The 12,536-nt window shown below is 36.1% G+C and carries 9 protein-coding genes; 5 read left to right on the top strand and 4 right to left on the bottom strand.

The features are described from left to right. The first annotated feature begins 47 nt into the window (after nucleotides 1-47). Complete coding sequence (locus EMTOL_RS11310) at nucleotides 48-1,055, top strand: cation diffusion facilitator family transporter (protein ID WP_015029422.1); 1,008 nt, start codon at nucleotides 48-50, stop codon at nucleotides 1,053-1,055. Further along, entirely contained in the window at nucleotides 1,039-2,220 is a 1,182-nt protein-coding gene (locus EMTOL_RS11305; RefSeq protein ID WP_041693531.1) for an efflux RND transporter periplasmic adaptor subunit, read from the top strand. The genes EMTOL_RS11310 and EMTOL_RS11305 overlap by 17 nt, the downstream gene beginning before the upstream one ends. 62 nt (nucleotides 2,221-2,282) lie before the next feature. Here the strand turns inward: EMTOL_RS11305 and fucP are convergent, their stop codons facing one another. Next, nucleotides 2,283-3,518 carry an L-fucose:H+ symporter permease gene (gene fucP / locus EMTOL_RS11300; RefSeq protein WP_015029420.1) on the bottom strand — a complete coding sequence of 412 codons (1,236 nt, stop codon included), beginning with the start codon at nucleotides 3,516-3,518 and terminating at the stop codon, nucleotides 2,283-2,285. Nucleotides 3,519-3,685: 167 nt separating this feature from the next. Between fucP and EMTOL_RS11295 the strand changes: the two genes are divergently transcribed. Next, the gene (locus EMTOL_RS11295) at nucleotides 3,686-5,383 is read left to right on the top strand and encodes a GMC oxidoreductase (protein WP_015029419.1); all 1,698 of its coding nucleotides are present in this window, start codon (nucleotides 3,686-3,688) and stop codon (nucleotides 5,381-5,383) included. Nucleotides 5,384-5,416: 33 nt separating this feature from the next. Here EMTOL_RS11295 and EMTOL_RS11290 read toward each other — a convergent pair whose 3' ends face one another. Beyond that, a complete protein-coding gene (locus EMTOL_RS11290; protein WP_015029418.1) occupies nucleotides 5,417-6,244 on the bottom strand; it encodes an amidohydrolase family protein in 828 nt (275 codons plus the stop codon). Nucleotides 6,245-6,591: 347 nt separating this feature from the next. On the opposite strand from EMTOL_RS11290, the gene EMTOL_RS11285 reads away from it, so the two are divergent. Both EMTOL_RS11285 and EMTOL_RS11280 read left to right on the top strand, forming a co-directional pair. Further along, the gene (locus EMTOL_RS11285) at nucleotides 6,592-7,293 is read left to right on the top strand and encodes a DNA alkylation repair protein (RefSeq protein WP_015029417.1); all 702 of its coding nucleotides are present in this window, start codon (nucleotides 6,592-6,594) and stop codon (nucleotides 7,291-7,293) included. Nucleotides 7,294-7,355: 62 nt separating this feature from the next. Beyond that, nucleotides 7,356-8,618, top strand: a complete 1,263-nt coding sequence (locus tag EMTOL_RS11280; RefSeq protein ID WP_015029416.1) for an aminotransferase class V-fold PLP-dependent enzyme — start codon at nucleotides 7,356-7,358, stop codon at nucleotides 8,616-8,618. A 58-nt stretch (nucleotides 8,619-8,676) separates the two neighbouring features. Here EMTOL_RS11280 and EMTOL_RS11275 read toward each other — a convergent pair whose 3' ends face one another. Both EMTOL_RS11275 and EMTOL_RS11270 read right to left on the bottom strand, forming a co-directional pair. Beyond that, the gene (locus EMTOL_RS11275) at nucleotides 8,677-9,930 is read right to left on the bottom strand and encodes a DUF937 domain-containing protein (RefSeq protein ID WP_305953224.1); all 1,254 of its coding nucleotides are present in this window, start codon (nucleotides 9,928-9,930) and stop codon (nucleotides 8,677-8,679) included. A gap of 232 nt (nucleotides 9,931-10,162) precedes the next feature. Further along, complete coding sequence (locus EMTOL_RS11270; RefSeq protein ID WP_015029414.1) at nucleotides 10,163-12,529, bottom strand: ABC transporter permease; 2,367 nt, start codon at nucleotides 12,527-12,529, stop codon at nucleotides 10,163-10,165. Nucleotides 12,530-12,536: the final 7 nt, after the last annotated feature.

Raw genomic sequence — 12,536 nt, 5'->3', positions numbered from 1 at the left:
TAAGCTTTAATAGATTATCTACTTCAGCTTTTATACCTATTCATATCATGGCAGAAAAAAAAGTAAATCCGATTCGGATGCAGCAAATTTTAGTTGGCGTATCGGTAGCATTATTTATACTGAAAATTATCGCATGGTGGCTTACTTCATCGGTGGCTATTTTAACTGATGCCCTAGAAAGTAGCGTCAACGTGATTGCAGGCTTTATCGGACTTTATAGCATCATATTATCAGCGAAACCACGAGATAGAGAACACCCTTATGGTCATGGTAAAGTTGAATTTCTGTCATCAGCCATTGAGGGTATTTTGATTTCGATTGCAGGTTTTATCATAATTTACGAAGGTATTGATAATTTCATCCACCCGCATCAACTCAAAAAACTTGATTTCGGTTTAATTTTAGTGGCCATCACAGGGGCTGTGAATTACTTAGTTGGCTATCTATGTATAAAAAAAGGTAGAGAGGAGAACTCTCCTATTCTTATTGCCAGTGGTTCACATTTACAATCGGATACTTACTCTTCATTAGGATTACTAATAGGTGTAGGTCTAATCATGCTTACTGGCTATGCTTGGCTTGATAGTGTGGTAGCAATTGTATTTTCATTTATTATCATCTACACTGGCTATAAAATAATACGCAAGTCGATTTCAGGTATTATGGATGAATCTGACCATGCGATTATCAACCAAATTGTAGATATTCTAAATGAACACCGCCAATTAGAATGGATTGATGTACACAATATGCGTGTGATTGACTACGCTGGTTTTTATCACATTGACTGCCATCTAACGGTTCCGTACTACATTAATGTCAATGAAGCACATGAGATTTTAGACCGACTCACCGCATTGTTTAAAGAACACTTCGAGAATAAAGTTGAGTTTTTTATTCATGTAGATGGTTGTATCCCTCAAAAACAATGTAGTATTTGTAATATCTCGAACTGCCCAGTTCGACAATCACCATTTCTTAGTCATGTGCAGTGGACACACGACAACATTTTGTCAAACAACAAACACTCGCTCAAAAATGAAAAATTCAGTTAAAATAAATAGATTTTCGATGCTTAATATACAATATTCGATGCTAGGCCTTGGCCTTATTTCTTTACTCACAATCTCTTGTGGTAAAAAAACATCTAACGAAGCAGCAGCTACCGATTCAACAGTTGTTGAATCAAGCATTGCTAATCTTACGCCTCAACAAATCAAGAGTATAGGTATAGAAACTGCTCCCATTGAGCAAAAATCTTTCTCTACGATTTTGAAAGTAAGTGGTAGAGTTGATGTTCCGCCACAAAATTTGGTTTCAGTAAGTGTACCGATGGGTGGCTATCTGAAATCTTCGCATCTGATTCCAGGAATGTTCGTGCGTAAAGGCGAAAGTATTGCCATTATTGAAGACCAACAGTATATCCAGCTTCAGCAAGATTATTTGACAACACAATCAAAAATTAGTTTTCTTGAAAACGAATATCAACGCCAAAGAGAACTCAACCAAAGCAAAGCAAGTAGTGATAAGGTTTTCCAACAAGCAGAAATGGAACTAAAAACACAGCGAATTTTGGTAAAATCTTTAGCTGAAAAGTTAAAATTAGCAGGAATAAATCCTGAAAAACTAACCGAAAATACTATTTCAAAAAGTATTAACATCCTCTCGCCTATCAATGGCTATGTTAGTAAGGTAAATGTAAATATTGGTAAATACATTTCTCCAACAGAAGTAATGTTTGAATTAGTAAATACCAGCGATATTCACTTGGCATTAAAAGTTTTTGAGAAAGATTTAGACAAACTCAACATCGGGCAAAAAGTAACGGCATACACCAACACTTATCCGAATAAAAAATATCCTTGCGAGATTATATTAATCGGTAAAAACTTAAATGAAGAACGTAATACCGACATACATTGTCACTTCGAAACTTACGATAAAGCCCTTATTCCTGGTACTTACATGAATGCAGAAATTGCTATCAATAACGCAAAAGCCAATGTATTACCAGAGGATGCCTTAGTAAGATTTGAAGGTAAGCAATATGTATTTATCAAAAAGTCTGATTCACAATACGAAATGGTAGAAGTTCAGGCAGGAAATACAGAAAAAGGCTATACTGAAATCATAAATGCCGAAAAACTAAACAATCAAAACTTTGTAGTTAAGGGTGCTTATTCGCTCTTGATGAGTTTAAAAAATAAGGCAGAAGAGTAATTTAATCCTATAAACTTAACGAGAAAGGCTACTGATGAAGTAGCCTTTCTTGCTATAAATACTCAAGCTTTTACTTTATAACCCCTCATTCCGAAGTATAAAACTACGGCAAAGCAAGCCAAAGGAACTACATAAGCCGTTTGAATATTGCTTACATCAGAAACTCTACCCATAATTAGCGGGAAAATCGCTCCACCTACAATTGACATAATCACCAACGAAGAGCCAAGCTTTGTTTCTTCGCCCAATGATTGTACACTTAATGAGAAAATCGTTGGGAACATAATTGACATAAAAAACTCCACGCCAATCAATCCATAAACCGAAATCATTCCACCGTTAAGCACAATAATAGCTAATAAAATGATGCATAATGCCGCATAAATAGCTAAAAGTCGATTAGGACTAATAAAACGCATCAAGAAAGTGCCAACAAATCGACCAATCATAAAGCCAAACAAAGCAATCGCTAAATAATTAGCCGCCGATTTTTCATCAATTTGTGCAGTTTGAAACAAATATCTAATAAAGAAACTCGATACACATACCTGAGCTCCTACGTAAAAAAACTGAGTAATTACGCCCCAAGTCAGGTGGCTGTGTCGCCAAATAGATTGAGAGCCCCCCTTCATATCAACCTCATGTGAATCATCCGTTACTTCTGGCAAGTTTGTTTTGTATAAAATTGCCGCAACAATCAAAACAATCACGCCAATGACAATATAAGGCATTTTTACTGCCGCGGCTTCATTATCTAAGTAAGCGTTCAGTTGCTCAACCGACATTCCTGCTTTTTCTGCTTCCGAAAGCGTGACTCCCGAAAGAATAAAAACACCACCAATTTTTGGTGCTAATGAAGCCGCCAAACCATTGAATGATTGGGCAAAGTTAAGGCGTTGTGTTGCACCTTCGGGTTCGCCAAGCACTGTCATATAGGGGTTTGCTGCGGTTTCAAGAAATGTTAAACCAGAAGCTATCACAAAAAGTGCAGTAAGAAAAAACACAAAAACTCGTGTATTGGCCGCAGGAACAAACAAAAATGCACCTAAAGCAAATAACAAAAGCCCTGCAATAATGCCTGTTTTATATCCGTATTTCTTCATTACCATACCTGCCGGAATGGCCATTACAAAATATGCCACAAAGAAAGCACTATCAATCATAGCCGACTGAAAATCTGTAAGCTGACAAGCTTTTTTCAAATGCGGAATAAGAATTGGGTTGAGATTATGGGCGAAACCCCATAAAAAGAATAAAGAAGTAAGTAATACAAACGGAACAAAATACTTGTTTTTCATAAGAAAGGCGTAATAAGGGCTGATAAGAGTTGAATTGGGCGAAGATAGCCGAAAAATAGGAATTGATAAAACTTATTGATTTTAAAAATACATAGCTTTAAAACTGCTCGAATAAATTTGCTTAGTTTTTGATGAAAATCTGTATTTTCGTAAAACTATTCAACCTCATGAACTTAAATTTAGATAGTGTAAAAGCTCGCACGTTCGATGCCATTGTGGTAGGTACTGGAATGAGCGGCGGCTGGGCAGCAAAAGAACTTACGCAGAAAGGTCTCCGCACACTCGTTCTCGAACGCGGGCGTGATGTCAAACACGTCATTGATTATCCCACCACCCTCAAACAACCTTGGGAATTTGAACACAGAGGACAAGTTCCACTCGAAATAAAAAAAGACTACCACATTGCTAGTAAAAATTTCATTTTTACTGAAGCTACTGCTCATTTTCTAACTAAAGATGCCGAGCAAGCTTATATCCAAGACCGCCCTTACGATTGGATTCGTGCCTACCAAGTAGGTGGTCGTTCGTTGCTTTGGGGCCGTATGACTCAACGATGGAGTGATTTTGATTTTGAAGGCCCAGCACGAGATGGTTATGCAACAGATTGGCCGATAAGATATGCCGATATTGCCCCTTGGTATAGTTATGTAGAAAAATTCATTGGCGTTTCGGGAAATCGTGATGGTCTTTCTATTTTACCCGATGGAGAGTTTTTACAGCCCCACGAAATGTCATGCGTTGAAAAGCATTTCAAACAAAAAATCACCTCAAAATATAACAATCGGCATGTGATAATTGGACGAGTTGCACATTTAACTAACCCTCAAAAAATACATTATCAACAAGGTAGAGCTGCTTGCCAAAACCGCACAATTTGTGAGCGTGGCTGTCCATATGGAGGTTATTATAGCAGTAATTCTTCAACCATTCCTTGGGCTGAAAAGACGGGTAAAATGACTCTTCGCCCCCATTCTGTGGTTCATTCGGTTATTTATGATGACACCAAAGGCCAGGCCACTGGTGTGCGTGTAATAGACACTCAAACCAATGAAATGATTGAGTTTTATGCCAAAATTATTTTCTTAAATGCTTCTGCATTGAATACGAATTTGATTTTACTCAACTCCAACTCAAACCGCTTTCCGAATGGTTTGGGAAATGATAATGGTTTATTAGGCAAATTTATGGCATTTCACAGCTATCGTGGCAGAATTTCGGCCGAATATGAAGGAAATCTCGATTCTACTACCGACGGTCGCCGCCCCAATGGTAGTTATATTCCTAGATTCAGAAATGTACTAAAACAAGAAACCGATTTTCTAAGGGGCTATGCCACTTCGCTTACGGCATCAAGAATTGAACTGACCAATAAAGAAGGAATGGGTGAAGAACTTAAATCTAACCTCAATAAATCAAGTTTAGGGCTATGGGGAATTGGTGCCAGTATGATGGCCGAAACCATTCCAAAAGAAAGCAGTATGGTGCAATTAGATAAACAATTCGTTGATAAATACGGAATTCCTCAGCTAAGAATTTCGATTGGTTATGACGAGAATGATGAAAAAGTTTTGAAAGATTTTCATGAGCAATTTTCAGAAATGTATCATGAAGCAGGATTCAAGAATATTCAACCAATTGATACGAAACGTTTACCGGGGAATGAAAACCACGAAATGGGTGGCGTGAGAATGGGCAGAGACCCAAAAACCTCATTACTCAATCAATGGAACCAACTTCATGCCTGCAAAAATGTATTCGTGACAGATGGAGCTTGCATGACCTCTACTTCAACGCAAAATCCATCGCTTACATACATGGCTCTCACGGCTCGTGCCGTAGATTATGCGGTCAAACAACGATTTTAAACATTGAGAGGAGGTTAGAGCCTCCTCTCTTTTTCAGATTTTATAAAATTTAGCAGCATTTCCACCAAAAATCTTGGCTTTTTCCATTTCAGAAAAGTTTTGAGTATATTTTTCCACAATTCCTTTCACTTGAGCATACTCACCAGCTACTAAGCAAACTGGCCAGTCAGAACCATACATGATTCTATCAATACCAAAAGCTTCAAAGACAACCTCCAAATAAGGCTCAATTTGCTCGTAAGTCCAGTTTTTCCAATCGGCTTCCGTAATGATTCCTGAAACTTTACACATGACATTCTCAAATTTTGCCAATACTTCTATATCTCGTTTCCACTCATCAATCATACCAGCTTTGATATAAGGTTTAGCCAAATGGTCAAGCACAAAAGCTTGGTCTGGAAAATGCTTCACAAATTGTTGAGCAACAGGCAGATGTTTAGGGAAAATCAGAATATCATAAGTAAAATTATGTTTTAAAAGAGCCGAAATACCTCTCATGAAATTAGGGCGAAGCATGTATTCAAGTTCAGGCTCACCTTGTAGAATATGTCTAAAACCAGCTAATTTTTTCTCTGATTGCCATTCAGCAAGTTGATCTTCAATATTTTCTGCTTGTAGGTCAATCCAGCCGACTACCGCTTTTATAAAATCATTTTTAGCTGCTAAATCGAGTAAAAATTTTGTTTCTGTTAAACTTTGGTCAGCTTGTACGGCCACGCAAGCATCAACTCCATTTTGTTGTAAAACGGGCTTTAAATCTTCAGGATAAAAATTTCTTTGAATAACCGACATCTCTTCATTAATCCAAGAATCACGGATAGGATCGAATGTCCAAAAATGTTGGTGCGAATCAATGATCATAGTTCTAATTTGGTTCTTAATGTTTTCACAAAGCTACTAATCTTTTGCCAAACTTTTCATTGGCTCTACTTGAGACAATAATGGAATAATACAAACAATAATTTGTATTTATTTCAGAAAGAAAAAAAAATTTTAATCTAAAATACTTGCACAATTCATTTATAGTTTATACTTTTGAATTAAAGTTGTGTGGATTTAGTAGTAGAAAAGGCTATGGGAGTTTTACCCATAGCCTTTCTTATTTTCAAAACCTTGGTTTTGGCTTCTTTTTCAATAAAAAAAATCCTATTTTGCATCTCGCTCGCAGCAGTTCATAAAACTTCCTCAAATACTTTTAATCACAGAAAATGACCTCCATTACTGATGCCCTAAAAGCAATCGCTACCGAAGAAAGAGCCCAAGCCTCAGCATGGTTTTTTAAAACTGGCAAAGGGCAATACGGTGAAGGAGATATATTTATTGGCATATCAAATCCTGATTTACGAACCATTTGTAAAAAATACAACTCTTTAAATTTTTCAGAATTACAAGATTTACTCAACAGTCCAATTCATGAGTATAGATTTGCAGCATTAATTATTTTGGTGGAACAAATGAAAAAAGCCAAATCTGAAGATTTACGCAGTAAAATCTATGAATTTTATTTAGATAACACGCATCGAATTAATAATTGGGATTTGGTTGATTGCTCGGCTCGAGATATCGTAGGCTTATATTTATTCGATAAAGACCGAAGTATATTATATGATATGGCACGCACAAATCACTTATGGACACAACGGATTGCCATTATTGCCACTTTCTATTTCATTAATAAAAAACAATTTCTTGATACGCTTAAAATCTCTGAAATTCTACTTACCCACAAGCATGACCTCATTCATAAGGCAGTTGGGTGGGCATTACGTGAAGCATGGAAAAAAGGAGCGAACCAGCAAGTAGAGGTTTTTCTGGAGAAAAACATTGGTCGAATTCCTCGTACAGCTCTTCGCTATGCCATTGAAAAAATGACCGATGAACAGAAAAAATATTTTATGACTTTGAAATAAAAATCTTTTTATAAATACCATTAGACTATCTAAACAATAACCCTAAATACCCAACACTTCCTATGAACAAACGCCAGTTTTTAAAAACCCTTACAGCAACCAGTGTTTCTTACTCTGTATTAGGTAAAAACATCGACCGCTCTTTAAATAAAGTATCTAAGCAATCGGCCGAAGAATTAGCTCAAAACGAAGATTTTTGGTCAGAAATCAGGAAATCTTATCGAATCAAGCCTGATTACATTAATCTCGAAAATGGCTATTATTCATTTACACCAGAAAGTACACTAAATGCTTTCATTGCTAATGTGAAGGAAATAAACTACCAAGCTTCGTATTATATGCGAACACGACAATTTGATGATAAGGCCGAAGCTCGACGTAAATTAGCCGAAATTGCTGGTTGCTCAGTAGAAGAATTGATTATTACTCGAAATACAACTGAATCGCTTGATACAGTCATTGCAGGAATTGATTGGAAAGCTGGAGATGAAGCGGTGATGGCTGAGCAAGACTACGGTGCCATGCTTGATATGTTTAAATTACAAGCTCGTAGATATGGTATTGTGAATAAAATCGTTTCGATTCCGAACCATCCAAAATCTGATGAAGAAATTGTAGAAATTTACGAAAAAGCTATTACTCCAAAAACTCGTCTCTTAATGGTATGCCACATGATAAACATCACAGGACATATTTTACCAATTAAGAAAATTTGTGATATGGCACACGCCAAAGGTGTTGAGGTTATGGTTGATGGAGCTCATGCTTTCGCTCAAATTCAATACAAAATCAGTGATTTAGGTTGTGATTATTATGGTAGTAGTCTTCATAAGTGGCTAAGTGTACCGCTTGGAGCAGGGATTTTATATGTAAAAAAAGATAAAATCAGTAAGCTTTGGCAAATGTTCGGCGATATGGGTTATCAAGATGATGATATTAGAAAGCTAAATCATACTGGCACACATCCTGTGCACACCGACCTAACCATTAGTAATGCTATTGACTTTCATCAGAAAATTGGTATTGAAAGAAAAGAAGCACGTCTTCGCTTTCTTCAAGAATATTGGACCAAACAAGTAAGAAATTTACCTAATATCTTACTTAATACACCTGCTGATGCACAAAGAGCCTGTGGCATTGCGAATGTGGGCATCAAGACAATGAAACCAGCAGATTTAGCTAAAACATTGCTGACAAAATATAATGTTTGGACAGTTGCCATTGATTATGCCAACGTTCATGGATGTAGAATCACGCCAAATGTTTATACTTCTACTGCCGAACTTGATAAATTTGTAGCAGCTTTAAAAGAATTAGCCGCCTAAAAAATAACGTCGGCAAGGTTTGAAACTTTGCCGACGTTAGAAATCTATTTCAATAAAATTACTTCACTTTCACTACTACCTTAGCATCAACTTCTTTCACTGAAGAGCTTTGAATAACGATTTGCCCCTCGTTTACCCCTTTTTCGATTAATACATCTCTTACAGCATAAGCACGGTCTTCGCCTAATGTGCCCTTCGAGCTTTGCGAACCACCCGCAACAATTACAACTGCTTTTCGGTTAGCTTTCAAGAATTTCACTACAACTTCTAAGTCTGTTTTAGCACTTACTTCTGCACTATTCTTCTTAAAATCGGTAGCTAATGCAATCCAAGATTTTGCATTTTTTAATTGGTCTTCAACTGATATATGATCAAAAGTTACTTTCTTCTGTTCTTTTTTGGGCTCTTCAACTTCCTTCTCTACTCTTTTCACCTTTTCAACTTCCTTAGACTCAATTGTTGTAATAGGAATATCAGTATTTGGCGTTGATATAGGCTCAAGATTACTTGCTGTATCTACAGGTACTATATTTGAAAATGTAGTATCTATCGCTATTGAATCTGGTTCTGTTGATAATCCTGTATTATTCACTACTGGCTCAACTGGTTTTACGGTACGTCGATACTTCATAAAGTACGCAACTCCGCCTAGAAATACAAATCCAATTAAAATCCATGGAATCCAAGCACCCAATCCACGATTTCCTGCATCTTTACTATTATTTTTATTCTCTTTAGATTTTTCTTCTTTATTAATTACTGGCTTTAAAGGTTCAGAGCTTTTGAAATTCAATTGATTAGCAATGGCAGGAGGTATTTCTACAAATACCGCTTCACGTTGCTCATTAAGTAATTTAGAAAGACCCGACACGCCTAATCCTTCCTTACTTACCACCTTACCTAATGCCCCTAAAACAAGTGGAGCAGCCAAACCAACCAATGAGAAGGCAGAAGTTTTTCTTATACCTGTAAATGTCGATAATTTCTCAACAATTCCATTCGCTTGATTACCAGTGAAGTGATTAAAAATATTTGTTCCAATCGTAAGTAATAATTGTGTTTTCTCAAAATTATTTAATAAAACTGGCAAATCATCTAATATTTCACCTGTATGCCCTCCATCTTTCAAAACATCCATCACCTTTCCAGTTTCCTCATCATTAGATGCACTTCTGATAATGCAGCCTAAAACTATCGGTACAGAACTATTCAGAGCAGAGCCAATATTATCGGGGTGTTCACCCAAAAAATTACTGACTTTTTTAATGTTTGAGTCAGTTAATTTGTCTTTGATGAGCCCAAGTATATCCATAAAATTTTGATTCGTATTTAAAATAAACGCTTTTAGGGCATTGTACATTTAAGCTCAGTTGTTCAAAAACTGTGCCCAAAGCAATAATTTTAGAAAATAAAAACAACCTCTCAATTGTAAAACGATTAATGATAACAAAATTGTTTAGATAGTTTTATAAAAAATTGCGGAATGTATTCGCAGTATATATGCTAATACATTCCGCAAGAATGGTTAGAAACAAGCTAAAATATTATTCCGTCCTCAAAGTTTTCACTGGATTTAGATTCGCTGTTCGGATAGCGTAATATGCAATCGTACTGCCCGCAATACAGAAAATACAGATAAAAAAGATAGTCATTAAACCAATATTGAGTCCAGCATAAAAGGTAAATAAATTGTCTAAAACCAAGCTTTCAGCAAAACCAATCGGAATAGCTATGATTCCAGCCCAAATAAGGAGTTTCATGAAACTCCAAGAAAGTATTCGCACAATTTCTCCAACCGATGCCCCCATTACTTTTCTAATTCCGATTTCTTTAGTACGTTTCTCTGTACTGTAATTCACCATACCCAACAAACCCATAACCGCAATGACGATGATTACGAGTGCTGCCATACCCATCATTTTCATATCTTCGGCTGGATAATAACGTTCGTAAAGTTCTTGCTCAAACCATGAGTAACTTAATTGTTGATATGGATTTTGTTTCTTCCAGATACGCTGAATATCAGACAAAAAGTCAGTTTTGGATGTATTAATATTAGTTTTAACAACCATTACATGAAACTGAGCAGGATTATATTGAAATACCACTGGCTGCTTTTCAAATTGATAATTAAAATGACAAAAGTCTTTCACTATACCCACTATTTGCGAAGCATTGGATGAATTATTAAGATAAATAGCTTTTCCGATGGCTTCTTGTGGAGTACCTAAATGTAGGCGTTTAAGTGCTTGTTCATTGAGCAATACAAAGTTGGTTGCTGTATCTGATTCTGTTTTGGGTAGATTTGTACCCGCCAGAATATTTAAACCCATATTTTCAATAAAATTGGCATCGGCGGCATAATAATATGAAGCGATATTTTCACTTTTATCTTTTGCTTTGATTGCATATTCGGTCGAGATTCCACCAAAAGGTACCGACACAAATCCTATTTTTTCTACATCCTTATTTGTTGCTACTTCATTCGCTAATAAAGCATAATTATGAGCGGTAAGAGAAATGTTAAAAATTCCTTTCCGATTAAAATTCTCATTTTCTGTTGCCATATATTCAAACTGATTATAAAGATGCCCAATTTGAAAAATGAACCCCAGCGAAGCCACAAACTGAATGACAACCAATACCTTTCGAAAACCTATTTTTCCGAAACTAGCGGGTAAAACATTCCCTTTAAGAACTTTTACAGGCTGAAAACTCGATAAAATCCAAGCAGGTAAGCTACCTGCTAAAATTCCTAAAAATAAAGCAAATACAATGAAAAGTACCCAAATCTTAGTCTGGTTTTCTACTTCCCAAGTTACCCAATTGACGTGTATAGATGATTTTATAATTTGTAAAATGATAACACCAACAAAAAGTGATAAAAAAGCAATCACGATAGCCTCGGCGATAAATTGTGTGATTAATTGGCTTCTGAATGCTCCCATTACTTTTCTTACTCCTACCTCTTTCGAGCGGCTCAATGACCTCGCTAAAGTCAGATTTGTATAATTAAACCCAGCCAATAATAAAATCATGAGTGGAATAGTAAAGTTGAAATAAATATCCTGCATATCTTCTACATAAGGATTATTACGGAGTTTTTCTGTACTTGGCGAGATATCCACTAACTTTTGTTTACGAAAAGTATTGCTCTTTTGGGCCTTACTAATTAAAGTATTGGTTTTCTTAGCAATCTCATTCAAAGCTACATCTAAAGCTTGAGTTGAGGCATTGGGAGAAAGTCGCACAAAAGTGTGTGTTTCTAATCTTTCCCATGAAGTTGGCTTTAACTGCTCGGCATTAAGTTTCTCATAAGTAGCCATCGAAACCATCACATCACTCCGAAATTGTGTACCTCTTTTGAAAGGTTTCAAAACACCTGTGATTTTAAAACTTCCATAGGTTGGATGCGAGAGAAACTGCCCAATTGGATTACTATCATTAAAAAACTTGACAGCCGTTTCATGACTTAAAATCAAACTATTAGGCTCCATTGGTATTGAACCTTTGGCTAGCCTAAATCCAAAAATATCAAAGAAAGAAGGCTCAATATAAATCGTGTTTACCCGAATATTTTTTAATTGATTATTTAGCTCCCAGCCAAATTCACGAACAACTTTCGTGGCTTTCTCAACTGAAGCATAATTGTTTCGAAGATTATCGGCTAATAAATATGGAGAAGAAGCATAGTGTTGCGTGCCATTTTCTTGATTTTTTTCATCGGTAATAATTCTATAAATTCGCTCAGAATTAGGATGAAAATTATCAAATTCAAATGCTCCTTGAAGCTGCATTAATGCCATCAAAGCAAATGGAATGGCTAAACCTAACCCCATAATATTGATAAAGGAGAAAAGCTTATTTTTCCAAAGGTTTCTAATCGCTACTTTTAAGTAATTACGAATCATCGTTTAA

The sequence above is a fragment of the Emticicia oligotrophica DSM 17448 genome (genome assembly GCF_000263195.1).
Classification (GTDB): domain Bacteria; phylum Bacteroidota; class Bacteroidia; order Cytophagales; family Spirosomataceae; genus Emticicia; species Emticicia oligotrophica.
The sequence above is the reverse complement of the archived record's forward strand: the minus strand, read 5'-3'. Positions and strand labels throughout refer to the sequence as shown.